Genomic DNA, 26,084 nt, shown 5'->3' with positions numbered 1-26,084 from the left:
GAGGATGCGTCCTGACAACCAATACGCGGGGTTGCCCCCGCGCGGATGCTACTTCTTCGATTCGTAAGCGAGAACAGCTTTAAACTCAATACTACGCTCTTTAATACTCAGCTCGCATAGCGAGCTGTGCACCAACAGCGTAAATCCCAGTACCGTAATACAGAGTACGATGATTGCCACAAGGGCATATTTTGTCAGCATATCTTGCCTCCCTGCAAAGAAGAGACTAACATCTGAATTGTCTATGTTCATTCGCTAGCCTCAGTTGATAGAAATATCTCCTGGGGCTTTCGTCTGTCTGGGGTCCTGGTCTTGCTCAAGGCCAGACAGCCTCAAGCACCCGCCGCTATTCTATACTCGTCAGGGCGTGAAATTTATCTGCAAGGAATTAATCAGACGGATTTTATAATAATCTGGAAGCCGACTCGCAAAGTCGCCCCATTATATTACCCCTTTACATAATTTCTGGATTTAATGAATAAATAAATTTTATTATTTTGCGAAATATAAAAAAGCCGACGGAGAGATTATCCCAGTCGGCGTGATGGTCGCAGGCAGTTTGCGCACGACCCAGTTTTAAAATGGCAGGTAAAATAGCCCTAACAGGATAAGCCCTTAGCAGGCTATTTTCATTAACGCTTATCTTCCGGCAATAGCGGCGGGACGTGCGGCACCTGCGGCGCCTCATCAATATCTTTCTGCGTCATCCGGAACGCTTCAGGATAGTGCTCGCGGCTGGTGCGGCGCAGCGGCTCGGTATCCCGCCAGGTATACAGACAGTGCTGGCACTGATACACCGTCCAGACTCCTTTCACCGGCGATTTCGCCATGACGTCAATCTTTTCATCGGCGCAACGTGGACAAATCATCTTCTTCTCCTTATTTACGGTTGGCCAGCATAGCGGTCAGTTTTTCAGCCCAGGCTTTGGTTTCCGGCAGATCCTGCACCGGCTGGCTGTAGTGGCCGCGAAGGTCCGGCGCAACCGGGGTGGTGGCGTCGATAATTAGCTTGTCGGTGATGCCCGCCGGGCTGGAGCCTGGGTCAAGTTCAAGGACCGACATGTTCGGCAACTGCACCAGGTCTCCCGCCGGGTTAACCTTCGAGGAGAGCGCCCACATCACCTGCGGCAGGTTGAACGGGTCAACGTCTTCATCAACCATGATCACCATCTTCACATAGCCGAGGCCGTGGGGAGTGGTCATCGCCCGCAAACCCACCGCGCGGGCAAAACCGCCGTAGCGTTTTTTGGTGGAGATAATCGCCAGCAGACCGTGGGTGTACATAGCGTTGACCGCCTGCACTTCCGGGAACTCTGCCTTCAGCTGCTGATACAGCGGCACGCAGGTGGCCGGGCCTATCAGATAGTCGATTTCGGTCCACGGCATACCGAGATAGAGCGATTCAAAAATCGGTTTGCTGCGATACGAGACTTTGTCGATGCGCACTACCGTCATGTTACGACCGCCGGAGTAGTGGCCGGTAAACTCACCGAACGGCCCCTCTATCTCACGCTTACGGCCTTCAATCACCCCTTCGAGGATCACTTCCGAACCCCAGGGCACGTCAAAGCCGGTCAGCGGCGCGGTGGCGATGGGATACGGGCTCTCACGCAGCGCGCCGGCCATTTCATATTCTGACTGATCGTATTTCAGCGGCGTGGCGCCCATCAGGGTGATAATCGGGTCGTTACCGAGGGTAATGGCGATCGGCAGGTCTTCCCCGCGCTCTTCCGCTTTATGCAGATGCAGGGCGATATCGTGCATCGGCACCGGCTGCAGGCCAAGCTTGCGCTTGCCTTTCACTTCCATACGGTAGATACCGACGTTTTGCTTACCGAAGTTGTCAGGGTCAAGCGGATCGCGCGAAACGACACAGGCTTTGTCGAGGTAGAACCCGCCGTCGCCATCGTTGAGGCGGAACAGCGGCAGAATATCGAACAGGTTGATATCATCGCCATCCACGGTGTTTTCCGCCCATGCCGGGTTGGCGCGGCGCTCTGGCGTCACCGGGAAGTTATCCCAACGGCGGATGAATTCATCAATCTGCTTTTTCACCGGCGTGTTGGGCGGCAGGCCCAGCGAGATGGCATGGTTCTGCCACGAGCCGATGGTGTTCATCGTCACCCGGGCGTCGGTAAAGCCGCGAATCTTATCGAACCACAGCGCCGGGGCGCCGTCGCCGATGCGTCCGGTGGCATTGGCTGCCGCCGCCAGGTCTGGCTCAGCGTTCACCTCCTCACTGATTTTCAGCAGTTGTCCCTGGTCATCCAGCGCCTGCAAAAAGCTGCGCAAATCATCAAAAGCCATTATTCGATCTCCTGTGCTAATTGTTCTGCCGTGCGCAAGCCGTTCCAGCGGCGCGCTTTGTGATAGTCGAGGCCAAACTGATCCAGCACCCGGGTCACAATGTGGTTGGTGATATCGTCAACCGTCTCCGGGTGGTTATAGTAAGCCGGCATCGGCGGCACCATCGCCACGCCCATACGGGACAGCGCCAGCATGTTCTCCAGATGGATCGTGCTGAGCGGCATTTCCCGCGGGACCAGCACCAGCTTGCGCCCCTCTTTAAGCACCACGTCCGCCGCGCGTCCCACCAGCCCCTCGGCATAGCCTGCGCGAATGCCTGCCAGCGTTTTCATACTGCAGGGAATCACGATCATGCCGTCGGTACGAAATGAACCTGATGAGATGGTGGCGGCCTGGTCGGCCGGGCTGTGGGAAAAGTCCGCCAGCGCGGCCACTTCCCGTGCCGTCCAGGGTGTTTCCAGCTCGATGGTGGTTTTGGCCCACTTCGACATCACCAGATGGGTTTCCACCTCCGGCATATCGCGCAGCGCCTGCAGTAATGCCACCCCAAGCGGAGCCCCGGTGGCCCCCGTCATCCCAACAATCAGTTTCATTCCAGACCTCATTCAATTTGTTCGTACACGAACTTTATGCTTAAATTACCCTCTCCTGAGTCGAATGACAAGATCGTTCGTATACGTGCGCATTTTTAATCAAACAGGGAAAAGGTATAAAAAGGCGTACGAACGGCTATCATAGAGGTGACAGTTTTGTTACGGAGTATCCATGGAGTTACGAAACGAAGCATTCCACCTGCTGCGCCAGCTTTTTCAACAACATACCGCCCGCTGGCAGCAGGCGTTACCGGACCTGACTAAGCCTCAGTATGCGGTGATGCGCTCGGTTGCGGAGCAGCCGGGGATCGAACAGGTGGTGCTGATTGAAGCGGCGGTCAGTACGAAGGCCACGCTGGCGGAGATGCTCAGCCGGATGGAAGCGCGCGGCCTGGTGCGCCGGGAGCACGATCCGGCCGATAAGCGCCGCCGTTTTGTCTATCTGACCGACGAAGGCGAGGCGCTGCTTAACCGTTCCATTCCGCAAGGCAATGAGGTCGATGACGAGTTTCTTGGCCGCCTGAGCGATGATGAACGCGAACAGTTCTCCCGGCTGGTGCGTAAAATGATGGTTCCCTGAGCAAGCGCCTAGCCGAGCTGCTCGCGCAGGAAGTCGATAAACGTCCGCACCCGGGTCGGCATATGCTGCGCATCGGGATAAAGGGCATACACTCCCTGCGGCGGGAAATGGTATTCCGGCAGGACAGCCACCAGCTCCCGCTGCGCCAGTTTACCGGCCACCAGCCAGGCTGGCAGCAAAGCGATGCCGCATCCGGCCAGAGCAAAGCTCATCAGCGCCGTGGCGCTGTCGGCTGAAAACCGTGGCGCGTTGACTATCGTAAAATCCACCTCTGCCTGTTCATCCGTTCGCAGCTGCCAGCGCAGCGGGGCCGGCAGACGCTCGTGAATAATCCAGTCAGCTTGCGCCAGATCGGACAGCGTCAGCACCGGATGGCTCGCCAGCCAGGCCGGGGAGGCGACGGGCAGGATCGCGAAACTGGCTATCCGCGTCGCCCGATAGCGGGAATCGGCCAGCGTACCGAGGCGTATCGCCACGTCAAATCGTTCGGAGATAAGATCCGCATGATGGGAGGACGAGACGTGCCGCACCCGTAGCGCCGGATGATGACGGGAAAACGCCGCCAGCGCCGGGATGATGACCTGCGCGCCATACTCCGGCGTGGTGGTGATCCGCAGCTCTCCGCTTAAACCGCTATGGCTGGCCCGGACCTCATCCTGCAGATTTTCCGCCGCTTTGAGCAGCGCCACCCCACGCTGATAGAACAGCGCCCCGGCGTCAGTGAGCCGCAGACGGCGCGTCGAGCGCAGCAGCAGCGTCACCCCCAGCTCATTTTCCAGTTGCCGTACGTTAAAGCTGACCACCGCCTTGGTCTGCCCCAGCGCCGCGGCGGCCTGGGTAAAGCTGCCGGCGTCCACCACGGCGATAAACATGGTCACACGCTGAAGGTTTAGCATCGTCGTCCGGATGATTGTCAAAAATATTCAGACAGTATATCCCGATTCGCCCCATTTATCCCCCGCGGCGCCGGGTTTACAGTAGCCGCCTGTCTGAGGGAGTGAATCATGACCTATCGCCACCGCGTTGCCACCGTTTTTCTGTTCGGCTTTTTTCTCGACCTAATCAATATGTTTATCGCCAGCATTGCCTTCCCGGCTATCAGCCACGAGCTGGCGGTGTCCGTCTCGCAGCTGGCGTGGGTCAGCAATGCCTATATTCTTGGCCTGACGGCCGTCGTACCGTTCAGTGCCTGGCTTAGCCAGCGCTGTGGGCCAAAACGGCTGTTTTTACTCTCGCTGGGGCTGTTCAGCCTCGGCGCGCTGGCATCGGGGCTGGCCCATAGCCTGGGTGAGCTGATTTTCTGGCGTACGCTGCAGGGGATGGGCGGCGGGCTGTTAATCCCCCTCGGCCAGGCGCTGACGTGGCCGCTGTTTCAGCCGCAGGAGCGGGCGAAGCTGTCGGCGGCGGTGATGCTGGTCGGCCTGCTGGCGCCCGCCTGCTCGCCGGCGATCGGGGGTCTGCTCGTCCAGGCGTTCAGCTGGCGCTGGGTCTTTTTCGCCAGCCTGCCTGTCGCCCTGCTTACCTTTATGCTGGCGGCGCGATGGCTAAACGACAGCCCCGCTCCCGTCCGGCCGACCCGCTTTCTCCCGCTGTCATTGCTGGCCGATCCTCTCCTGCGCTTCGCCATGCTGATCTATCTCTGCGTACCGGGGATGTTTATTGCCGTCAACGTGGTGGGAATGTTCTACCTGCAACGCGTCACCGGGATGGCGCCGGGGGCCACTGGCGCCCTGATGGTGCCGTGGTCGCTGGCCTCGTTTGCCGCCATCACCTTTACCGGCAGGTATTTCAACCGCTTCGGGCCGCGGCCGCTGGTGATGGTCGGCTGCCTGCTACAGGCGGCGGGGATCCTGCTGCTGCTGCAGGTCGATGCGCGCAGCCCGCTGGCGCTGTTGATTCTGGCCTTTACGCTGATGGGCGGCGGAGGCAGCTTATGCAGCAGCACCGCGCAAAGCAGCGCTTTCCTGCATACGCCTGGCGAAGAGATGCCTGACGCCAGCGCGCTGTGGAATCTTAACCGCCAGCTCAGCTTCTTTGCCGGCAGCGCGCTGCTCGCCCTGCTGTTGAGAGTCTTCCCGCCGGCCTACGCCTGGCAGGGCGCGTTTAGCTGCGCCGCCGCCATAACCCTGTTGCCGCTGCTGTTTTGCCTGCGGCTGAATAATCGGGCGATTATCCATCGCCTGCACACTACTCTGGAGAAGTCATGAACCCTTATCTGCAGGAAGTCGTCGACGCCCATGTCCTTATCGAACACTGGTTAAGCCAGGGGGAAGGTAGCGCTGAGGCGCTGATGAGCCGCTTTGCCGCCGAATTCACCATGATCCCTTTGAACGGCGAGAAGATGGACTACCCGACGGTGAGCCGTTTTTTCCACCAGGCGGGCGCAAGCCGTCCGGAATTACACATTGTGGTGGATCAGGCGAAAATCATCAGCGAGTGGCACGACGGCGCCGCCGTGCTGTACCGTGAACGCCAAACGCTGGCGGATGGCAGTGAGAACGTACGCTGGTCGACGGCGATTTTTCAGCAAGCGGAAGGGAAAATTGTCTGGCGCCATCTGCAGGAAACCCGCCTCGGCTAGCGCAAAGAAAAAGGCCCCGTCTTTCGAGGGGGCCTTTTTGAGAGAAAAGATCTTATTCGCGGAAGAGCGCTTCGATATTCAGTCCTTGCCCCTGCAGAATTTCCCGCAGGCGACGCAGACCTTCCACCTGGATCTGACGCACACGCTCGCGAGTGAGGCCAATTTCACGGCCCACATCTTCCAGGGTGGCGGCTTCATAACCCAGCAGACCGAAACGACGCGCCAGAACCTCACGCTGCTTGGCGTTCAGTTCGAACAGCCATTTAACGATGCTTTGTTTCATATCATCGTCCTGCGTGGTGTCTTCCGGGCCGTTCTCTTTCTCATCGGCCAGAATATCCAGCAGCGCTTTTTCTGAATCGCCACCCAGCGGGGTATCCACCGAGGTGATGCGCTCGTTCAGACGCAGCATACGGCTGACGTCATCGACCGGTTTGTCCAGCTGTTCGGCAATCTCTTCCGCGCTCGGCTCGTGGTCCAGCTTGTGGGACAACTCGCGCGCGGTACGCAGATAGACGTTCAGCTCTTTGACAATATGGATCGGCAAACGGATCGTACGGGTTTGGTTCATGATCGCCCGTTCAATGGTCTGGCGGATCCACCAGGTCGCATAGGTCGAAAAACGGAACCCACGTTCCGGGTCAAACTTCTCAACGGCGCGGATCAGGCCGAGGTTACCTTCTTCAATCAGATCCAGCAGCGCCAGACCACGATTGCTGTAACGACGGGCAATCTTCACCACCAGACGCAGGTTGCTTTCAATCATGCGACGGCGTGAAGCGACATCACCACGCAGTGCGCGACGCGCGAAATAGACTTCCTCTTCCGCGGTCAGCAGTGGGGAATAACCAATCTCTCCAAGATAAAGCTGAGTGGCGTCAAGCACGCGTTGCGTTGCGCCTTGCGACAGCAGCTCTTCCTCAGCCAGATCGCTATCACTGGGTTCCTCTTCTACTAAGGCCTTCTCGTCGAAAACCTCAATTCCGTTCTCATCAAATTCCGCGTCTTCATTTAAATCATGAACTTTCAGCGTATTCTGACTCATAAAGGTGGCTCCTACCCGTGATCCCTGAGCAAAGCACCTTCCACGGCGCATCAACAAAAGACGCCAGGACGATTTCCCCTACTCCTCTCAGCGAGAGGCGCATAGACACCGCCCTGGCGCCTGTTAGCTAATGCTTCGCTTATCCGTACTTTGCCAAATTATCGCTGCGGTAAGTACTGCAGCGGGTTGACGGATTTCCCCTTGTAACGAATTTCAAAATGTAATCTTGTTGAGCTGGTTCCGGTGCTACCCATGGTAGCGATTTTCTGCCCCGCTTTGACTTCCTGTTGCTCCCGAACCAGCATGGTATCGTTATGAGCGTAGGCACTCAGGTAATCATCGTTATGTTTGATGATAATAAGATTACCGTAGCCGCGCAGTGCGTTACCGGCATAGACGACGCGCCCATCGGCGGTCGCGACAATAGCCTGTCCCTTACTGCCTGCAATGTCGATACCTTTATTGCCGCCTTCCGCGCCACTAAAGTTCTCGATAACTTTGCCATCAGTCGGCCAGCGCCATGATGAGATCGGCGAACTGGTTGACGTACTGCTTGCAGTCGGCTGGGTTGTGCTCACCGTTGTAGGTGCCGTCACCGGCGCGACAACCGTCGAGGTCGTGGTCGCTGGTTTATTATTAGGCAACATCTTGGTAGCACTTTGTTCACCTGAGGATTCAGAATACGTAATAGTCGGTTGTGAAGCAACCACCGCGGTCGATTTTTGTGCAGAAGTTGTGGTGGCCGTCGCACCGCCGCTCGCCCTTGCGCTGGCCTGAGAAACGGCGTTTTCACCGGTGATCGGCTGGCCTGAAGCGTTGCCGACCTGCAGCACCTGACCGACGTTCAGGGCGTACGGGGCCGGGACATTGTTGCGTTGCGCCAGGTCACGGAAATCGTTGCCGGTGACCCAGGCGATATAGAACAGGGTGTCGCCGCGTTTGACCGTATAGGTACTGCCGCCGGTATAGCTACCTTTCGGAATATCGCCATATTTGCGGTTGTAAACGATCTTGCCATTCACCGTCTGCACCGGCTCCTGCGCCATTGGCTGCGGCTGAATGGTCTGGGTCTGCACCGGCTGGATCGGCTGCGCCTGAGGAGCAGACTGGACGCCGGAGGATGGCGGCGTAATCAACATGCCGGAATTGGTGCTGGAAGAGGCGGCACCGCCGGCAGAGCTAACCGGCGCAGGCGGATTATTGGTGTTGGTACATCCGGCCAGCCAGAGTGAAACCAGTGAAAGAGCCGCAATACGGCTGACGGTAAATTTGGTGCTTCCCGCGCTCATTTATCCCCCAGGAATATGTTAACTGCCAATATCTTGCTTACCGGGCGACGCCCGGCCAGGACACTGAAAAATGTGTCCACCCTACGCCTAAAGTCAGGCAAAAAAAACCTGGAATAATCCGGGTCTCAGGCCAGCTCCCCTTTCACCAGGGGAACAAAGCGAACGGCCTCGACGGTATCAATGATAAATTCGTTGCCCCGGCGACGGATCCGTTTGAGAAACTGATGCTCCTCGCCGACCGGCAGTACCAGCACGCCGTCGTCATCCAGCTGCGCCAGCAGCGCGGTCGGTATTTCCGGCGGCGCCGCCGTCACAATAATGGCATCAAACGGCGCCCGCGCCTGCCAACCTTGCCACCCATCGCCATGACGGGTTGAAACATTATGTAAATCAAGTTGTTTCAGGCGACGACGCGCCTGCCACTGTAAACTCTTAATTCGCTCTACCGAGCAAACGTGATGCACCAGGTGCGCCAGGATGGCCGTCTGGTAACCGGAACCGGTGCCGATCTCCAGCACCCGCGACTCCGGCGTCAGCGCCAGCAGCTCGGTCATCCGCGCCACCATGTACGGCTGGGAGATGGTTTGCCCCTGGCCAATCGGCAGCGCGGTGTTTTCCCACGCTTTATGTTCAAAGGCTTCATCAACAAATTTTTCGCGCGGGACGCGCGCGATCGCCTCGAGGACACGTTCATCGACGATGCCCTGCGTGCGCAGTTGATTCAACAAACTTTCAACACGTTTACTTACCATTGCCTGTCAACCCCGACACGTTCCAGCCAATCGGTGACCACCTCATGCGCCTGATGGGCGGTTAAATCGACGTGCAATGGCGTAACGGAAACATAGCCTTCATCCACTGCCGCAAAATCGGTGCCCGGCCCGGCGTCGCGCTTATCGCCCGGCGGGCCAATCCAGTAAAGGGTATTGCCGCGCGGATCCTTTTGCGGGATCACCTGGTCGGCAGGATGGCGGTTGCCGCAGCGGGTCACGCGGATACCTTTGATCTGGTCAAGGGGCAGGTCCGGGACATTGACGTTGAGGATCCGCCCGGTGCGCAGCGGTTCACGGCTGAGTCCGCGCAGGAGAGTGCAGGTCACCGCTGCGGCGGTGTCGTAGTGTTGATAGCCATTGAGCGACACGGCCAGCGCGGGGAACCCCAGATGGCGGCCTTCCATCGCCGCCGCCACGGTGCCGGAGTAAATGACGTCATCGCCCAGGTTGGGCCCGGCGTTGATTCCGGAAACGACGATGTCCGGACGCGGGCGCATCAGCGCGTTCACGCCAAGGTAGACGCAGTCCGTCGGCGTCCCCATCTGGACGGCGATATCGCCATTTTCATAGGTAAAGGTGCGCAGTGACGATTCCAGCGTCAGCGAATTCGAAGCCCCGCTGCGGTTACGATCGGGTGCAACCACCTGGACCTCGGCAAACTCCCTTAAGGCCTTCGCCAGGGTCTGTATCCCCGGCGCATGGATCCCGTCATCGTTACTCAGCAATATTCGCATAGTCACCCGTTGTATTGATAAGCTCCCTGACCACGCTGGTGGCGAAGCTGCCCGCCGGCAGCCAGAAACGCAGTTCAACGGTTACATCATCCCACCAGTTCCAGCTCAGCTGCTGCGGATAGAGGAGCATCGCCCGGCGCGCCGCCTCGACTTTCTCCCGCACCAGCAGTGTCTGCAGCAAGGTTTCCTCGGCGATGGCGGCCTGCTCGGCGGCCAGGGCATCGCGCTGGCTTCCCCAGTCGCCGCTGCCCGGCAGCGCAGCCGTGATCATCAGTTCGCGGTTATGCACCCGCGCCTGCGAAACCTCGAGTTCTTCCGGTGTGACGACAAACCAGCTCCCACGCCCCGCTAATTGTAGCGCATCGCCATCAACAACCTGATTAAATTCCGTTTTTTTTAATCTAATACTGACTTGCTGATTAAACAACGCGCTGCGTGCCGCCGACAACCAAAAACTGCGCTTATTGCGATCGCGCACCGGCGCGCCGCTCTCCGCCCAGCGCAGCGCTCCCTGCAGATTGCTGCCGCCGATGCCAAAGCGCTGAGCGCCGAAATAGTTCGGCACGCCCCGTTCAGCGATGGCCTGCAGACGCGTCTCCACCTCCTGGCGATCGCTTACCTCGCGCAGGATCAGGGTAAACTGGTTGCCCTTCAGCGCGCCTAATCGCAGCTTACGCTTATGGCGGGCATATTCCAGTACCTGGCAGCCCTCGAGCTGAAATTTGCTCAGATCCGGCATCTCTTTGCCGGGCACCCGGGCGCACAGCCACTGCTCGGTGACGGCGTGCTTATCTTTTTGCCCGGCGAAGCTCACTTCACGGGCATGGATTTTGAGGAATTTCGCCAGCGCATCGGCGACAAAGCGTGTATTGCAGCCGTTTTTGAGGATCCGCACCAGCACGTGCTCGCCTTCGCCGTCCGGGGCGAAGCCCAGGTCTTCCACCACCAGGAAATCTTCCGGATTGGCTTTCAGCAGCCCGCTGCTCTGCGGCTTGCCGTGCAGCCAGGTCAGTTGGTCAAAGGCGATCATTTGTCGGCCTTACGCAGCAGCGCGACCGCTTCGCAGGCGATCCCTTCCCCGCGGCCGGTGAAGCCCAGCTTCTCGGTGGTGGTCGCTTTCACGTTGACGTCGTCCATATGGCAGCCGAGATCTTCAGCGATAAAAACGCGCATCTGCGGGATATGCGGCAGCATTTTCGGCGCCTGGGCGATAATGGTGACGTCGACGTTGCCGAGCGTATAGCCTTTGGCCTGGATGCGGCGCCACGCTTCGCGCAGCAGTTCGCGGCTGTCGGCGCCTTTAAACGCCGGATCGGTATCCGGGAACAGCTTGCCAATATCGCCGAGCGCCGCGGCGCCCAGCAGCGCATCGGTCAGCGCATGCAGCGCGACGTCGCCGTCGGAGTGGGCCAGCAGCCCTTTTTCATAAGGAATGCGTACCCCGCCAATGATGATTGGGCCTTCACCGCCAAAAGCGTGTACGTCAAAACCATGTCCAATTCGCATTAAGCTTTCTCCTGGTGTCGGGAACGGGTGAGGTAAAATTCCGCCAGCGCCAGATCTTCCGGGCGCGTCACTTTAATATTATCAGCGCGTCCGGCGACCAGCTGCGGATGGAAGCCGCAGTACTCCAGCGCCGAGGCTTCATCGGTGATGGTGGCCCCCTCGTTCAGCGCCCGGGTGAGGCAATCCACCAGCAGCTCGCGAGGGAAAAATTGCGGGGTGAGCGCGTGCCACAGGTCATTACGATCGACGGTATGGGCGACGGCGGTTTTGCCCGGCTCGGCGCGCTTCATGGTGTCGCGCACCGGCGCTGCGAGGATCCCGCCGACGCGGCTGGTTTCACAGAGTGCCAGCAGGCGGCTGAGGTCATCCTGATGCAGGCAGGGGCGCGCGGCGTCATGCACCAGCACCCACTGCGCCTCCGGCAACGCCTGCAGGCCGGCGAGCACCGAATCGGCGCGCTCGGCGCCGCCATCCACGACGGTAATTTGCGGGTGCTGGGCCAGCGGCAGCTGGCTGAAGCGCCGATCGCCGGGGCTGACGGCAATCACCACGCGCTGGACGCGCGGATCCGCCAGCAGCGCGGCGACCGCATGTTCGAGAATCGTTTTGTTACCGATTGAGAGATATTGTTTCGGGCATTCCGTTTGCATGCGGCGGCCGAAACCGGCTGCCGGCACCACGGCGCAAATGCCCGGAAAAGTGGCTGCCATGTTGTAATCCTGGGCCTGGTTATCGATTGTTCTGCTGTTGCCCCGATGCCTGGTTGCGTTTAGACGCATCCGGTACCAGACGATAGAAGGTTTCGCCCGGGCGGGTCATGCTGAGTTCATTGCGCGCACGCTCCTCGATCGCTTCCTGACCGCCGTTGAGGTCGTCAATTTCGGCAAACAGCTGATCGTTGCGTGCTTTTAATTTGGCGTTAGTCGCCTGCTGGGCGGTGACGTCGTCGTTAACCCGCGTGTAGTCATGCAGGCCGTTTTTACCGAACCACAGCGAATACTGTAGCCAGACCAGCAAAGCTAATAATAGCAGCGTTAGTTTACCCATCCTGCCCCCTGAAAAACGGCATCATCATCCCAAAACTCGCCCGGGTACGCTACCGGGGCGCGCGGACGATGCCGCGTAACGCGGGGACTGTACCATATTTTTGCTGCTGATACCCATGCTTGATTCATACCAGAAACGGGTTATCCCAACAGCCAGAGGAAGAGGAGCGCAAACATCAGCCCGACGGTCAGGATGGTCGCGCTGGCGCTATAGAGCAGTTTGCCATTGAGCAGAGAGTGCAGCGCAATACCGACCACCACCGCCACCGGCATCAACGCAAGGAAGAATGGCCAGGTGTAGAGGAGGAAGAAAAGTGTATTACTGCCATAGAGAAGGAAGGGAATACCCAGCGCCAGCAGCCATGAAATAAAGCCCACGGCAGCGCCCGACAAAGACCAGGTGGTCTCGTCGCCGGTCGCCGGAGGCGGTTCTGAACGAATAATACTGAGGTTCTGGGTATTGCGCATATCGAATCCTGTAGACCGGGCAACCGGCACCCCTCGATGCCGCTGCCGTTTCAGGATCTGATAATATCGCTCTGTTGCAGCAGGTCTAATAGTTGGTGCACCAAATTTGTTACCAATTGTTCACCATCCAGATGAATTTCCGCCTTTTCCGGTGCCTCATAGACCGAGTCTATACCGGTGAAATTGCGTAATTCCCCTGCCCGCGCCTTCTTATACAATCCTTTCGGATCCCGCGCCTCGCAGATGGCCAGCGGGGTATCGACGAACACTTCGATAAAGCGTCCCTCCCCCAGGCGCTCGCGCACCATCTGTCGCTCCGCGCGGTGCGGAGATATAAATGCCGTCAATACAACCAGCCCGGCATCGACCATCAGCCTGGCCACTTCACCGACGCGGCGAATGTTCTCTTTGCGATCCTCATCACTGAATCCCAGGTCGCTGCACAAGCCATGACGTACGTTATCGCCGTCCAGCAGATAGGTGCTGACGCCGCGCTCATGCAAGGCTTCCTCCAGCGCCCCGGCGACAGTGGATTTTCCCGACCCCGAAAGGCCGGTAAACCATAGCACCACGCCGCGATGGCCGTGATGCTGTTCCCGCTGCTGCTGGGTCACAGGATGGGCATGCCAGACGACGTTTTCGTCATGCTGGGCCATTATTTGCCTCCCAGCAGGTCGCGGGCGTCCCAGTGCGGGAAGTGTTTGCGGATCAGCTGGTTCAGTTCCAGCTCGAAAGCGCTGTACTGCGATGCCGACGTCGACGCCTGCAGGTGCGGCTCGTTGACCATCCCGGCGCCGACGGTGACGTTGGTCAGACGATCGATAAAGATAAGCCCGCCGGTCACCGGGTTTTGCTGATAGGGATCCAGCACTAGAGGTTCGTCAAAGGTCAGCTCCACCAGCCCGATGCCGTTCAGCGGCAGAGACTCGACTTCACGCTGGGTCAGGTTGTTAATATCCACCTGGTAACGGATAGCATCCACGCGGGCGCGGGTCTTCTTACCGGCGATTTTGATGTCGTAGCTCTGCCCCGGGGTCAACGCCTGCTCGGCCATCCACACCACGTCGATGCTGGCGCTTTGCACCGCCGGCAGCGTGGCTTGCGCGTCAACCAGCAGGTCGCCGCGGCTGATGTCGATTTCATCTTTCAGCACAATGGTAATGGCTTCCCCGGCGGCGGCTTCCTGCAGATCGCCGTCGAAGGTGACGATACGCGCCACGCTCGATTCGACGCCCGACGGCAGCACCTTCAGACGCTGGCCGACCTGCACGGTACCGGAGGCGACCGTACCGGAGAAGCCGCGGAAATCGAGGTTCGGACGGTTAACATACTGCACCGGGAAGCGCAGCGGTTGGCTCTCCACTACCCGTTGGATCTCCACCGTTTCGAGGACTTCCAGCAGAGTCGGGCCGCTGTACCACGGCATGTTCGCGCTCTGGCTGGCGACATTATCGCCCTCCAGCGCCGACAGCGGCACAAAGCGAATATCGAGGTTGCCCGGCAGCTGCTCGGCAAAAGTCAGGTAAGCTTCACGGATCTCGTTGAAGCGCGCTTCGCTAAACTCGACGAGATCCATTTTGTTGACCGCCACCACCAGGTGTTTAATGCCCAGCAGGGTGGAGATAAAGCTGTGTCGGCGGGTCTGGTCGAGCACGCCTTTACGCGCGTCGATCAGCAGGATCGCCAGATCGCAGGTGGACGCGCCGGTGGCCATATTGCGGGTGTACTGCTCGTGCCCCGGGGTGTCGGCGATGATAAATTTGCGTTTTTCCGTCGAGAAGTAGCGATAGGCCACGTCGATGGTGATGCCCTGCTCGCGCTCGGCCTGCAGGCCATCCACCAGCAGCGCCAGGTCCAGTTTTTCACCCTGGGTGCCGTGACGCTTGCTGTCGTTGTGCAGCGAAGAGAGCTGATCTTCATAGATCTGGCGGGTATCGTGCAGCAGACGGCCAATCAGGGTGCTTTTACCGTCATCGACGCTGCCGCAGGTCAGAAAACGCAGCAGGCTTTTGTGCTGTTGCGCGTGCAGATAAGCTTCTACGCCGCCTTCATTGGCAATTTGTTGGGCAATGGTCGTGTTCATGGCGGCTCCTTAGAAATAACCCTGACGTTTCTTCAGCTCCATCGAGCCGGCCTGGTCGCGATCGATGACGCGCCCCTGACGTTCGCTGGTGGTGGATACCAGCATCTCTTCAATAATTTCCGGCAGCGTCTGCGCTTCAGACTCCACCGCGCCGGTCAGCGGCCAACAGCCGAGGGTACGGAAACGCACCATCCGTTTTTCAATCACTTCGCCCGGCTGCAGATCGATACGGTCGTCGTCGATCATCATCAGCATGCCGTCGCGCTCCAGCACCGGGCGCTCAGCGGCCAGATACAGCGGCACGATTTCGATGTTTTCCAGATAGATGTACTGCCAGATATCCAGCTCGGTCCAGTTGGAGAGCGGGAAGACGCGGATGCTTTCGCCTTTGTTAATCTGGCCGTTGTAGTTGTGCCACAGCTCCGGACGCTGGTTTTTCGGGTCCCAGCGGTGGAAGCGGTCGCGGAAGGAGTAGATGCGCTCTTTGGCGCGGGATTTTTCCTCATCACGCCGCGCGCCGCCGAATGCGGCGTCAAAGCCGTATTTGTTCAGCGCCTGCTTCAGCCCTTCGGTTTTCATGATATCGGTATGCTTGGCGCTGCCGTGGACGAACGGGTTGATGCCCATCGCCACCCCTTCCGGGTTTTTATGCACCAGCAGCTCGCAGCCATAGGCTTTGGCGGTACGGTCGCGGAACTCATACATCTCACGGAATTTCCAGCCGGTATCGACGTGCAGCAGCGGGAACGGCAGGGTTCCCGGATAAAACGCTTTGCGCGCCAGATGCAGCATTACGCTGGAATCTTTCCCGATGGAGTACATCATCACCGGGTTAGAAAATTCGGCGGCCACCTCACGAATAATATGGATGCTTTCCGCCTCCAGTTGCCGCAGGTGAGTGAGTCGTTTTTGGTCCATAACCGTTCCTTAAGCCAGATTGACCACCGAAGAGTTAAACCCCTCGGCGGATGATGTATGTTGAAACCAGGCGAGCTGCTGATGCAGCTGCACCACTTCGCCGACCACCAGCAGAGCGGGCATCGGGGCATCTTTCGCCAGGTGTTCGAGTTGTTGCAATGTGCCGGTTATCGTCTGCTGATCGTCGCGGGTACCGCGGGAAATCACCGCTACCGGCGTATTGCTGTCGCGACCGTGGGCGATCAGCTGGGCGCTGATTTCCGCCGCCTTCATGGTGCCCATGTAAATGGCCAACGTCTGTTGGCTCTTCGCCAGCAGCGCCCAGTCGAAGGGAGCGCTGTCCGGCTTATAGTGCCCGGTGACAAAGACGGCGCTTTGCGCATAATCGCGATGGGTCAGTGGAATACCGGCGTAGGCCGTCGCGCCGGCGGCGGCAGTGACGCCAGGCACCACCTGGAACGGGATGCCCGCGGCGGCGGCAGCCTGCAGCTCTTCTGCGCCGCGGCCAAAAATAAACGGATCCCCGCCTTTCAGACGCACGACGGTTTTCCCCGCCTTCGCCGCCTCCACCAGCAGCTGATTGGTTTCATGCTGCGGCACCGAGTGCTCGCCGGCGCGCTTACCGACGCAAACCAGCTCGGCATCGCGGCGCACCAGCTCGAGAACCGGCTGGGTCACCAGATGGTCGTGGAAAACCACGTCCGCCTGCTGGATCGCCTGCAGGCCACGCAGGGTCAGCAGCCCGGCATCGCCCGGTCCGGCCCCCACCAGAATAATTTCACCTGTTTCGCGTTCAGGCTTATCCAGCTCATCCTGCAGCGCTTTTTCCGCCTCCGCAGCGTTGCCCGCCACCATCAGGCTGGCGAAGCGGCCGGTAAAGACCCGCTCCCAAAAGCGGCGACGCGCTTCGGTGGTCGTCAGACGGGTTTTCAGATGATTGCGCCAGTAGCTCGCCGATTCCGCCAGACGCCCGAGGTTCGTCGGCAGCAGCGCTTCGATTTTTTCGCGCAGAATACGCGACAGCACCGGCGCTTTCCCGCTGGAGGAGATCGCCACCAGCAGCGGCGAACGGTCGACGATAGAAGGGAAGACAAACGAGCAGAGCGCCTGGTTATCCACTACGTTGACCAGCCGGTAGCGCGCGTTAGCCGCCGCAAACACCCGCTGGTTAAGCGCCTCGTCCTCCGTGGCGGCAATCACCAGAAAGACATCATCCACCAGAGCGTCGCTAAATTCCGTCGCCCGCCAGCTAAGCGCCTGGCGCGCCGCCAGATCGGCCAGCGCCGGAGACAGCGTCCCGGCGACCACCTGCACCTGCGCCTGGGCGCGCAGCAGAAACTTGATCTTGCGTTCGGCAATCTCACCGCCGCCGATCACCAGCACGGGCCTTTGTTTCAGTTCGGCAAAAAGGGGCAAGTAATCCACGGGGTAACAACTCTCTTACAATCAGCGATACTGCGACTATAGGGTGCGCCTTAGAGCAAATGAAATTACGAAATGGAATGAGTTGTGACACAAAGGAATAACGCGGTGGAAATCTAAATATCAAAAAGTGCTTAACACGCTATTTTTCCGCTATTTAAGAGCAATTGAAATTGTTTAACCGCGGTCACAGTTTCATACTGTACGCGTCAAATTGTCTCGTTCGTGTAAGGACCCCTTATGTTTTCCGCGTTGTGCCGCCGTCTGCTTCCGCTGGCGCTCGGCACCGGTTTTGTTTTCGCCGCCGCCCCCGCATTCAGCGCGCTGGGCGACACCGCCAGTAGTCAGGCTCGCCATATCGCCACCGTCTTCCCGGGACGAATGACCGGAACGCCCCCGGAAATGCTCTCAGCTGACTATCTGCGCCAGCAGTTCGCCCGGATGGGCTATCAGAGCGACGTGCGGAGCTTCAATACCCGCTACATCTATACCGACAGCAACCAGCGTAAAAACTGGCATAATGCCACCGGCAGTACGGTGATCGCCGCCCATGAAGGCCAGTCTCGCCAGCAAATCATCATCATGGCGCACCTCGATACCTACGCGCCGCAGAGCGATAAAGACGTCGAAAATAACCTCGGCGGCCTGACGCTGCAGGGAATTGACGACAACGCGATGGGGCTCGGGGTGATGCTGGAGCTGGCGGAGCATTTAAAGAACGTCCCCACCCGCTATGGCATTCGCTTTATCGCCACCAGCGGCGAAGAGGAAGGTCGTCTCGGCGCGCAAAACCTGCTGCAGCGGATGAGCGAGGCGGAAAAGAAAAATACCCTGCTGGTGATCAATCTCGATAACCTGGTGGTGGGCGATAAGCTTTACTTCAACAGCGGCCGCCGCACGCCGGCCTCGGTGCGCAAGCTGACCCGCGATCGCGCGCTGGCTATCGCCCGCAGCAAAGGCATCGCCGCCTACACCAATCCGGGACTCAATCCGGCTTACCCGAAAGGCACCAGCTGCTGTAATGACGCCAGCGTCTTCGACAACGCGGGGATCCCGGTGCTGTCGGTCGAAGCGACCAACTGGTCATTAGGCAAGAAAGATGGCTATCAGCAGCGGAGCAAATCGCGCAGCTTCCCGCAGGGAATCAGCTGGCATGACGTTCAGCTGGATAATCAGCAATATATCGACAACGCGCTGCCGGGACGGATCGAGCATCGCGGGCGCGATGTCGTGAAAGTGATGCTGCCGCTGGTGAAAGAGCTGGCGAAGGTAGAGAAGAAAAGCTGACGGGTGCAAATGAACACGCGGCATCACCCGCGTGTTCTCTTTCACACCCTTCCCTCAGGAAGCGCTAATCAACCCTCGTGCAATCCGCACTCGCGTTTAAGCCCGAAGAACCGGGTCTCTTCTTCTGCCATGCCCGGCTCCCATTTGCGGGTGGTGTGGGTATCGCCTACCGACAGATACCCCTGATCCCACAGCGGATGGTATTTCAGCCCATGCTTTTGCAGATACTGATACACCGTCCGGTTATCCCAGTCGATAATCGGCAACACCTTGAACACCCCGCGCTGGACCGCCAGCACCGGAAGCGTCGCCCGACTGCCCGACTGCTCGCGGCGCAGACCGGCAAACCACGTCTGCGCGTTTAGCTCTTTCAGCGCCCGGTTCATCGGTTCAACCTTGTTGATCTCATTGTATTTCTCAATGCCCTCAACGCCCTGCTCCCACAGCTTGCCGTAGCGCGCCTCCTGCCAGGCCGCGCTTTCGGCCGCGCGGTAGACCTTCAGGTTCAGCTTGAGCTTGTCCGTCAGCTCGTCAATAAACTGGTAGGTTTCCGGGAACAGGTAACCGGTATCGGTGAGGATCACCGGAATGTCCGGGCGGATCTGATTCACCAGGTGCAAACTCACCGCCGCCTGAATACCAAAGCTTGACGACAGCACATAGTCTCCCGGCAGGTTTTCCAGCGCCCAGGCCACACGCCCTTCGGCGTCGAGCTTTTCCAGTTGGGCGTTGGTTTCCGCGAGTGCCAGAATGCGTTCCACTTTCGGCAATGCATTAAGCGCGTTTAGATCGAGTACGGACATAAGAACCTCGTTTGCCTGTTTTGCCGGGCGGCACTGCGATTGCCCGGCCTACGGGTTTTACAGGCCCGGATCGCTACGCGCCACCGGGCACCAGGATGTTACTCCCAGAAATCGCGGGCTGGATCGAGCACCGGGCGAATGATGCCCGCACGCACCGTAAAGTCGCCGAAGCCTTCACCCGCTTCGCGCTCTTTCGCCCAGCGCCCTACCAGTTGGTCTAGCGAGTCGAGAATTTCCGACTCGGTAATGTTCTCACGGTACATCCGCGGGATGCGGGTGCCGCTGCGGTTACCGCCGATGTGCAGGTTATAGCGGCCTGGCGCTTTCCCCACCAGCCCCACTTCCGCCAGCATCGCGCGGCCGCAGCCGTTCGGACAGCCGGTGACGCGGGTGACGATATGCTCATCGCTCACGCCATGCTTGCTCATCACCCCTTCCACCTTGTCGATAAACGACGGCAGGAAACGCTCGGCTTCCGCCATCGCCAGCGGGCAGGTCGGGAAGGAGACGCAGGCCATTGAGTTTTCGCGCTGCGGGGTGACGGCATTCATCAGACCATGATCCCGCGCCAGCTTCTCGATCCGCGCCTTCTGATCTTCCGGTACGCTGGCGACGATCAGGTTCTGATTGGCGGTGATGCGGAATTCGCCCTGATGGATCTTAGCAATCTCCAGCAGACCGGTTTTCAGCGGGCGCCCCGGATAATCCAGAATGCGGCCGTTTTCAATAAACAGCGTCAGGTGCCATTTATCATCAATCCCCTTCACCCAGCCGATGCGGTCGCCGCGGCCGGTGAATTCGTACGGGCGGATCGGCTCAAACTTAATGCCTGCCCGGCGCTCCACTTCCGCCTTAAAGGTTTCAACGCCAACGCGCTCAAGGGTGTACTTGGTTTTCGCATTCTTACGGTCGGTACGGTTACCCCAGTCGCGCTGGGTAGTCACGACCGCTTCCGCCACCGCCAGAGTATGCTCCAGCGGCAGATAACCGAATTCGCTCGCCGTGCGGGCGTAGGTTTTTTTGTTACCGTGTTCGATAGAAAGACCACCGCCCACCAGCAGGTTAAAGCCCACCAGCTTGCCGTTTTCGGCGATCGCCACGAAGTTCATGTCGTTGGCGTGCAGATCGATATCGTTCTGCGGCGGGATCACCACCGTGGTTTTAAACTTACGCGGCAGATAGGTCTGACCGAGGATCGGCTCTTCGTCAGTGGTGGCGACCTTTTTCTGATCCAGCCAGATCTCGGCATAGGCGCGGGTGCGCGGCAGCAAATGCTCGGAGATCTTTTTCGCCCACTCGTAGGCCTCAGCGTGGAGCTGCGATTCGTACGGGTTGGAGGTGCACAGCACGTTACGGTTCATATCGTTGGCGGTGGCCAGCGCGTCCAGCCCCACCGAGTGCAGCATCTGATGCACCGGCTTGACGTTCTTTTTCAGAATGCCGTGAAACTGGAAAGTCTGCCGGTTGGTCAGGCGAATACTGCCGTAAATGGTGTTCTCGGCGGCAAACTTATCGATCGCCTTCCACTGGGTGGTGGTGATCACCCCGCCCGGCAGACGGCAGCGCAGGAGCATCGCATGACGCGGCTCCAGCTTCTGAGCGGCGCGCTCCGCGCGGATATCGCGATCGTCCTGCTGGTACATACCGTGGAAACGGATCAGCAGGAAGTTATCGCCTTTAAAACCGCCGGTCAGACCGTCGTTTAAATCTTCCGCAATGGTGCCGCGCAGGTAGTTGCTCTCGAGCTTCATACGCTCGGCATCGGTCAGTTTACCTTCGACCACTAAAGGCCCCGGATGTTTTTCGCTCATTAGTAGACATCTCGCTGATAACGGCGCTCAACGCGCAGCTCACTTAAAAATTCGTCCGCCGCTTCGGCGTCCATCGCGCCGTATTCGGCTATCACTTCCAGTAAAGTCTGTTCCACGTCTTTCGCCATACGATTGGCGTCGCCGCAGACATAAATGTGGGCGCCATCATTGATCCAGCGCCACAGCTCGGCTCCCTGCTCACGCAGTTTGTCCTGCACATAGATTTTTTGTTGTTGATCGCGGGACCAGGCCAGATCGATACGGGTCAGCAGACCCTCTTTCACATAGCTCTGCAACTCCACCTGATAGAGGAAATCTTCGGTGAAGTGCGGGTTGCCGAAGAACAGCCAGTTCTTACCTGGCGCCCCGTCCGCTGCGCGCTGCTGCATGAAGGCGCGGAACGGCGCAATACCGGTGCCCGGGCCAATCATGATCACCGGCGTCTCCGGGTTAGCCGGCAGACGGAAGTTGTCGTTGTGCTCGATAAAGACGCGGACTTCGCCATCCTCTTCCACGCGGTCGGCGAGGAAGCTGGAGGCGCCGCCAGCCCGGGCGCGGCCTTCGATGTCATAGCGCACCACGCCCACGGTGACATGCACTTCGCTCTCCACTTCCGCCTGCGAGGAGGCAATAGAGTAGAGACGCGGCGTCAGCGGGCGCAGCAGACCGATTAACGCCTCGGCGTCCAGCTGCGCGGGGGAGAAACGGACCATATCGACGATCGGCGTCGCGGCGGCATACTGCTGCAGTTGAGCTTTATCGCCCACCAGCGGCAGCAGCGATTCGCTGCGGGTCAGGGTGGCGTAGTTTTCGACGATAGTCGCGGTGTTAACCGTCAGCTCAAAATGCCACTGCAGGGCTTCCGCCAGCGGCAGGGTTTTGCCCTCGACGGTCACCGGCTCGTCGCCTTTCAGCCACAGCAGCTCCACCAGCTCTTTCACCAGCTGAGGATCGTTTTGATACCAGACGCCCAGGGCGTCGCCCGGCTGATAGCGCAGACCGGAATCACCGAGGTCAATTTCGATATGGCGTACATCTTTTTCTGAATCGCGGCCGGTGATTTTCTGGTTGACCGACAGGGTCGCCGTCAGCGGAGCCTCTTTGGTGTAGGGACTGGTGTGAATGTCGTTCACTGCGCCGCTGGCGGACAGCTGAGCGGGCGCGGCGACCGGCGCACGGGCCTTAAGCACCTCAACGACGCGCGCGCGCCATTCAGCGGCCGCGGCCTGATATTCAACGTCGGCGTCGACGCGATCGAGCAGGCGTTCCGCGCCAAGTTCGGCCAGCTTGCTGTCGAAATCTTTGCCGGACTGGCAGAAGAATTCATAAGAGGTATCGCCGAGGCCAAAGACGGCGAATGCGGTCCCGTCCAGCTTCGGCGCTTTCTTCGAGAACAGGAACTTATGCAATGCGACCGCTTCTTCCGGCGGCTCACCTTCCCCCTGGGTGGAGGTCACGACCACCAGCAGTTTTTCAGTAGCAATTTGTTTGAATTTATAATCGCCTGCATTCACCAGCTTCACGTTCAGCTTCGCCGCCAGCAGATCGTCGCGCAGCGCTTCGGCGACGCGGCGAGCGTTGCCGGTTTGCGAGGCGGAAATCAGCGTGATCGTCGGGACCTCGGCGGCCGGGGCGGGAACGGCGGCTGCCGCGCCGGACTGCTGATTCAGCACGCCCCAGAAATAGCCAGACACCCAGGCGAGCTGAGTGGGCGTGAAGTCAGTGGTGGCCGCCTGAAGGCGCGCCAGTTGCTCCGGGTTGAGCGGCAGCAAGTTGGAAGGTGGGGCCTGTGTCGTCATGCGTCGTTTGTTCCAGTAAGCAAAGCTGTTATTCGCACCCTGTCAGCGCGACAAAAACAGAAGAGAATAGAAGGTTAACGGCGGGCATAGTAACAATTAAAGAAGGGATGGAAATAATAAATAACCAAATGGACTAACCTGTTTTAGTTGTAGTTATTAACAACAAAATCGATTAAATAACTATTTGAAATATCACAACTTAATTCATTTAACCCAGATAAATGTGTCGATTTTCTGTTCAGGGCCGTTTTAGTTAATGCGAAAAAATGTACTTTCCGGTACCCTACGGCGGTTTTTTTCGTCCTGTTGAGAGTCAATGATGTCCACCACGCTGTTTAAAGATTTCACCTTCGAAGCCGCCCACCACCTGCCGCACGTCCCGGAAGGACACAAATGCGGTCGCCTGCATGGCCACTCCTTTATGGTGCGTCTGGAGATAACCGGTGAAGTCGATCCCCATACCGGGTGGATCATGGATTTTGCCGAGCTGAAGGCCGCCTTCAAGCCGACCTACGATCGCCTGGACCACTATTATCTGAACGATATCCCCGGTCTGGAAAACCCTACCAGCGAAGTGCTGGCCAAGTGGATCTGGGATGAGATGAAACCGCGGGTACCGCTGCTGAGCGCCGTGATGGTGAAAGAGACCTGCACCGCCGGCTGCGTCTATCGCGGCGAGTAAGCGAAAAAAAGCCCGGTCAGTACGCTGCCGGGCTTTTTTATCAGGCGATATTCAGATATTTATGCGTCTGCATGGACAGGCGCCAGTTACGGGCGATGCAGGTGTCGATACACAGGCGCGTCGCGTCTTCTTTCTGGCTGATTGGCTGCAGGGCGATGATCCGCGGTTTGTCATCGCTCAGCGTTTCCAGCAGCTCGTCCAGCGCTTCAATGTCGCGGACGCGCCCTACCGGATGTTTGATCTCATCCGCCCGCTGCAGGGCCTGAGACAGCACGTCATACCCGCCGCGCATATTCACCTTCGGCGATACCGTCACCCAGGTATGAGGCGTACAGCGAACTTCGTGAGTGCCGCTGGTTTCAATCTGGCAGCTAAAGCCGTTTTGCTCCAGCAGCGAGGTTAACGGCGTTAAATCATGAATGCAGGGCTCACCGCCGGTAATGACCACGTGGCGGGCAGTCCACCCCTGACGACCGATAATCGCCAGCAGATCTTCACTGCTTGCCGGCCCCCACTTATCGCTCTCTTTGGTTTTCGCCAGGATGCTGAACAACGACACTTCCCGATCGGCCAGTTTGTCCCAGGTATGCTTGGTGTCACACCACGCGCATCCTACCGGGCATCCCTGCAGACGAATAAAAATGGCAGGCACGCCGGTGAAGTAACCCTCGCCTTGCAGGGTCTGGAACATCTCGTTAATCGGGTACTGCATAGTCATCTCTGTTTAGGGTGATAAACGCTTATTATCGCAGATTTCACTGTCCAGGTCTTGTCCTGCGCTGCGATCGTTTTTTCCCTCACGGCGTCGCTTTCTCTCCCCGGAGGTTATTCATTGTTAATTAAAAGCATGCCTCTGTTTTCGTTTATTTGATTAGTGTGGTAAGGATTAAAATAAACGTCGCGCCATGCCACCGTAAAGAAAGATGTAACAGAAGATGTTTTTCGCGTTATAAACCAGAATATATTAAATGTCAGTATAAACACAAAAATACCTTTAAATACAGCAGTGTACAAACTGATACATGAAAGAGTGAATTATTTATCTGGTCTGAGAGTCGAATCCAATCCACCGCTGAAAATAAGCTTAAGCCCCTCTTAATAAAGTCCTGTTGCCCGCCATTTTTTATTTAATCGTCGTTTACTTTGTCCCTCCTAGAATCCCGCAGACCAACCATAATGAGATAGCGTTTATGACCACATTATTCATTACCGGCGTCACCGGTTTTCTGGGCGGCGCGGCGTTAGAGAAAATACTCCATCAGGATAGCCAGTTAGATCTGCTGCTGCTGGTACGTGCCGACAGTCCCGACGCAGGCCTGGAGCGGGTCAAGGAGAACATGCGTAAGTTCAACATCGCCGAGGAGAAACTGGCGATGCTGCGCCCGCAGCAGATCCTGCTGGGCGATCTCGCCTCTCCGGAGCATTTTCTTAACGACCCGCGGCTTGAGCAAGTTACCCATGTCCTCAACTGCGCCGCTGTCGCCTCATTTGGCAGCAACCCGCTCATCTGGAAGGTTAACGTTGCGGGTACGCTGCGTCTGGCGCAACGGATGGCGCAGGTGGCGGGTCTGCAGCGTTTTCTGCACGTCGGCACCGCAATGTCCTGCTCACCGGAGCCGGATTCGCTGGTCGCCGAGAGCGCGGAGTTTCGGCAGCGCGCCGAGCATCTGGTGGAATATACCCACTCGAAATCGGCCATCGAGCAACTGATGCAGCAGCACTGCCCTACACTACCGCTGGTCATTGCCCGCCCTTCTATTGTGGTGGGCCATACCCATCATGGCTGCCGGCCTTCCAGCAGTATTTTCTGGGTGTTCAGCATGGGGCTGATGCTGCAGAAATTTATGTGCGCGATGGAGGATCGGATCGATGTTATTCCGGTGGACTACTGCGCCGATGCCCTGCTGATGCTGCTTAACCAGCCGCTGGCCCGCGGCGAGGTGGTGCATATCTCTGCCGGCGAGGAGAACAGCGTGAAGTTTGCCGAAATCGACCGGGCGATGGCCCTGGCGCTGGAGCAGGCGCCGGTGGGAGACAAGTACGCCCAGGTGAGCTATGAAACGCTGGTCAAAATGCGTCGCGAACTGAAAGGAATTTTTGGGCCGTGCAATGAGCGACTGATGCTGAAAGCGATGCGCTTATATGGCGCGTTCGCCACGCTGAACGTGCGCTTTAGCAACGACAAGCTGCTGAGCATGGGGATGCCAAAACCGCCGCGCTTTACCGATTACATCGACCGCTGCGTGGAAACCACTCGCGGGCTGTCGATCCCTCAGCAAATGGCCGTCGACTTTAAATAATGGCCGCAGGCATAAAAAAAATGCCAGCCCGAAGGCTGGCATGGTTATTTCACAAAG

The 26,084-nt window shown here is 58.4% G+C and carries 28 protein-coding genes; 6 read left to right on the top strand and 22 right to left on the bottom strand.

Going from position 1 to position 26,084, the window contains the following annotated elements; translation table 11 throughout:
• Positions 1-48: 48 nt before the first annotated feature.
• From L2I46_RS05920 to L2I46_RS05905, 4 genes are all read right to left on the bottom strand, one after another.
• Positions 49-201, bottom strand: coding sequence for a Hok/Gef family protein (locus L2I46_RS05920; protein ID WP_025999150.1), 153 nt, complete (start codon positions 199-201; stop codon positions 49-51).
• A 431-nt stretch (positions 202-632) separates the two neighbouring features.
• Complete coding sequence (locus L2I46_RS05915; RefSeq protein WP_017899174.1) at positions 633-869, bottom strand: non-oxidative hydroxyarylic acid decarboxylases subunit D; 237 nt, start codon at positions 867-869, stop codon at positions 633-635.
• Positions 870-879: 10 nt separating this feature from the next.
• Positions 880-2,307, bottom strand: a complete 1,428-nt coding sequence (locus L2I46_RS05910) for a non-oxidative hydroxyarylic acid decarboxylases subunit C (protein ID WP_236947615.1) — start codon at positions 2,305-2,307, stop codon at positions 880-882.
• Positions 2,307-2,900 carry a non-oxidative hydroxyarylic acid decarboxylases subunit B gene (locus L2I46_RS05905; protein ID WP_023290814.1) on the bottom strand — a complete coding sequence of 198 codons (594 nt, stop codon included), beginning with the start codon at positions 2,898-2,900 and terminating at the stop codon, positions 2,307-2,309. The genes L2I46_RS05910 and L2I46_RS05905 overlap by 1 nt, the downstream gene beginning before the upstream one ends.
• A gap of 172 nt (positions 2,901-3,072) precedes the next feature.
• Here L2I46_RS05905 and L2I46_RS05900 point away from each other — a divergent pair, with 172 nt between their 5' ends.
• Positions 3,073-3,480, top strand: a complete 408-nt coding sequence (locus L2I46_RS05900) for a MarR family winged helix-turn-helix transcriptional regulator (protein ID WP_023290815.1) — start codon at positions 3,073-3,075, stop codon at positions 3,478-3,480.
• A gap of 8 nt (positions 3,481-3,488) precedes the next feature.
• Here L2I46_RS05900 and L2I46_RS05895 read toward each other — a convergent pair whose 3' ends face one another.
• Positions 3,489-4,376 carry a LysR family transcriptional regulator gene (locus L2I46_RS05895; RefSeq protein WP_032453901.1) on the bottom strand — a complete coding sequence of 296 codons (888 nt, stop codon included), beginning with the start codon at positions 4,374-4,376 and terminating at the stop codon, positions 3,489-3,491.
• A gap of 108 nt (positions 4,377-4,484) precedes the next feature.
• Between L2I46_RS05895 and L2I46_RS05890 the strand changes: the two genes are divergently transcribed.
• Both L2I46_RS05890 and L2I46_RS05885 read left to right on the top strand, forming a co-directional pair.
• On the top strand, positions 4,485-5,687 hold the full coding sequence (locus tag L2I46_RS05890) for an MFS transporter (RefSeq protein WP_101977760.1): 1,203 nt from the start codon (positions 4,485-4,487) through the stop codon (positions 5,685-5,687).
• Positions 5,684-6,061 (top strand): DUF4440 domain-containing protein, encoded by a 378-nt coding sequence (locus L2I46_RS05885; RefSeq protein WP_223065647.1) that lies wholly within the window; start codon positions 5,684-5,686, stop codon positions 6,059-6,061. Before L2I46_RS05890 ends, L2I46_RS05885 begins: the two co-directional genes overlap by 4 nt.
• A gap of 52 nt (positions 6,062-6,113) precedes the next feature.
• Here the strand turns inward: L2I46_RS05885 and rpoS are convergent, their stop codons facing one another.
• From rpoS to cysG, 13 genes are all read right to left on the bottom strand, one after another.
• Positions 6,114-7,106: an RNA polymerase sigma factor RpoS gene (gene rpoS / locus L2I46_RS05880; protein WP_002915106.1), complete on the bottom strand. Its 993-nt coding sequence runs from the start codon at positions 7,104-7,106 to the stop codon at positions 6,114-6,116.
• A 158-nt stretch (positions 7,107-7,264) separates the two neighbouring features.
• A complete protein-coding gene (gene nlpD / locus L2I46_RS05875) occupies positions 7,265-8,395 on the bottom strand; it encodes a murein hydrolase activator NlpD (RefSeq protein WP_023290819.1) in 1,131 nt (376 codons plus the stop codon).
• Between the two features lie 125 nt (positions 8,396-8,520).
• Positions 8,521-9,147, bottom strand: coding sequence for a protein-L-isoaspartate(D-aspartate) O-methyltransferase (locus tag L2I46_RS05870; RefSeq protein WP_023290820.1), 627 nt, complete (start codon positions 9,145-9,147; stop codon positions 8,521-8,523).
• Positions 9,141-9,902, bottom strand: coding sequence for a 5'/3'-nucleotidase SurE (gene surE / locus L2I46_RS05865; protein ID WP_004205600.1), 762 nt, complete (start codon positions 9,900-9,902; stop codon positions 9,141-9,143). Before surE ends, L2I46_RS05870 begins: the two co-directional genes overlap by 7 nt.
• On the bottom strand, positions 9,883-10,932 hold the full coding sequence (truD, locus tag L2I46_RS05860) for a tRNA pseudouridine(13) synthase TruD (protein ID WP_032453903.1): 1,050 nt from the start codon (positions 10,930-10,932) through the stop codon (positions 9,883-9,885). The genes surE and truD overlap by 20 nt, the downstream gene beginning before the upstream one ends.
• Positions 10,929-11,408 (bottom strand): 2-C-methyl-D-erythritol 2,4-cyclodiphosphate synthase, encoded by a 480-nt coding sequence (gene ispF, locus L2I46_RS05855; RefSeq protein ID WP_004181093.1) that lies wholly within the window; start codon positions 11,406-11,408, stop codon positions 10,929-10,931. The genes truD and ispF overlap by 4 nt, the downstream gene beginning before the upstream one ends.
• Positions 11,408-12,118 (bottom strand): 2-C-methyl-D-erythritol 4-phosphate cytidylyltransferase, encoded by a 711-nt coding sequence (gene ispD, locus L2I46_RS05850; protein WP_017899180.1) that lies wholly within the window; start codon positions 12,116-12,118, stop codon positions 11,408-11,410. Before ispD ends, ispF begins: the two co-directional genes overlap by 1 nt.
• 19 nt (positions 12,119-12,137) lie before the next feature.
• Entirely contained in the window at positions 12,138-12,455 is a 318-nt protein-coding gene (gene ftsB, locus L2I46_RS05845; RefSeq protein WP_002915156.1) for a cell division protein FtsB, read from the bottom strand.
• Positions 12,456-12,595: 140 nt separating this feature from the next.
• Positions 12,596-12,922 carry a DUF3561 family protein gene (locus L2I46_RS05840; protein WP_004205590.1) on the bottom strand — a complete coding sequence of 109 codons (327 nt, stop codon included), beginning with the start codon at positions 12,920-12,922 and terminating at the stop codon, positions 12,596-12,598.
• Between the two features lie 50 nt (positions 12,923-12,972).
• A complete protein-coding gene (cysC, locus tag L2I46_RS05835; RefSeq protein WP_002915158.1) occupies positions 12,973-13,578 on the bottom strand; it encodes an adenylyl-sulfate kinase in 606 nt (201 codons plus the stop codon).
• Positions 13,578-15,005 (bottom strand): sulfate adenylyltransferase subunit CysN, encoded by a 1,428-nt coding sequence (gene cysN / locus L2I46_RS05830; RefSeq protein WP_004205589.1) that lies wholly within the window; start codon positions 15,003-15,005, stop codon positions 13,578-13,580. The genes cysC and cysN overlap by 1 nt, the downstream gene beginning before the upstream one ends.
• Positions 15,006-15,014: 9 nt before the next feature.
• A complete protein-coding gene (cysD, locus tag L2I46_RS05825) occupies positions 15,015-15,923 on the bottom strand; it encodes a sulfate adenylyltransferase subunit CysD (protein WP_002915160.1) in 909 nt (302 codons plus the stop codon).
• 9 nt (positions 15,924-15,932) lie between these two features.
• Complete coding sequence (gene cysG / locus L2I46_RS05820) at positions 15,933-17,339, bottom strand: siroheme synthase CysG (protein ID WP_072096587.1); 1,407 nt, start codon at positions 17,337-17,339, stop codon at positions 15,933-15,935.
• A 246-nt stretch (positions 17,340-17,585) separates the two neighbouring features.
• On the opposite strand from cysG, the gene L2I46_RS05815 reads away from it, so the two are divergent.
• Positions 17,586-18,632, top strand: coding sequence for an aminopeptidase (locus L2I46_RS05815; RefSeq protein WP_023290823.1), 1,047 nt, complete (start codon positions 17,586-17,588; stop codon positions 18,630-18,632).
• Positions 18,633-18,700: 68 nt separating this feature from the next.
• Here the strand turns inward: L2I46_RS05815 and cysH are convergent, their stop codons facing one another.
• The 3 genes from cysH to cysJ form a co-directional block, all read right to left on the bottom strand.
• Positions 18,701-19,435: a phosphoadenosine phosphosulfate reductase gene (gene cysH / locus L2I46_RS05810; RefSeq protein WP_004205586.1), complete on the bottom strand. Its 735-nt coding sequence runs from the start codon at positions 19,433-19,435 to the stop codon at positions 18,701-18,703.
• Positions 19,436-19,533: 98 nt separating this feature from the next.
• Positions 19,534-21,246, bottom strand: a complete 1,713-nt coding sequence (gene cysI / locus L2I46_RS05805; RefSeq protein ID WP_004205585.1) for an assimilatory sulfite reductase (NADPH) hemoprotein subunit — start codon at positions 21,244-21,246, stop codon at positions 19,534-19,536.
• Complete coding sequence (gene cysJ, locus L2I46_RS05800; RefSeq protein ID WP_236947614.1) at positions 21,246-23,045, bottom strand: NADPH-dependent assimilatory sulfite reductase flavoprotein subunit; 1,800 nt, start codon at positions 23,043-23,045, stop codon at positions 21,246-21,248. Before cysJ ends, cysI begins: the two co-directional genes overlap by 1 nt.
• 316 nt (positions 23,046-23,361) lie before the next feature.
• On the opposite strand from cysJ, the gene queD reads away from it, so the two are divergent.
• Positions 23,362-23,727, top strand: coding sequence for a 6-carboxytetrahydropterin synthase QueD (queD, locus tag L2I46_RS05795; protein WP_004174641.1), 366 nt, complete (start codon positions 23,362-23,364; stop codon positions 23,725-23,727).
• A 40-nt stretch (positions 23,728-23,767) separates the two neighbouring features.
• On the opposite strand, the gene queE is transcribed toward queD, so the two are convergent.
• Complete coding sequence (gene queE, locus L2I46_RS05790; protein WP_023290825.1) at positions 23,768-24,439, bottom strand: 7-carboxy-7-deazaguanine synthase QueE; 672 nt, start codon at positions 24,437-24,439, stop codon at positions 23,768-23,770.
• A gap of 478 nt (positions 24,440-24,917) precedes the next feature.
• On the opposite strand from queE, the gene L2I46_RS05785 reads away from it, so the two are divergent.
• Positions 24,918-26,027 (top strand): SDR family oxidoreductase, encoded by a 1,110-nt coding sequence (locus tag L2I46_RS05785; protein WP_023290826.1) that lies wholly within the window; start codon positions 24,918-24,920, stop codon positions 26,025-26,027.
• Positions 26,028-26,084: the final 57 nt, after the last annotated feature.

This window comes from Klebsiella sp. 2019SCSN059 (assembly GCF_021739525.1).
In the GTDB taxonomy this organism is placed as follows: Bacteria; Pseudomonadota; Gammaproteobacteria; order Enterobacterales; family Enterobacteriaceae; genus Klebsiella; species Klebsiella quasipneumoniae.
This window is presented reverse-complemented; position numbering and strand designations above follow the sequence as displayed.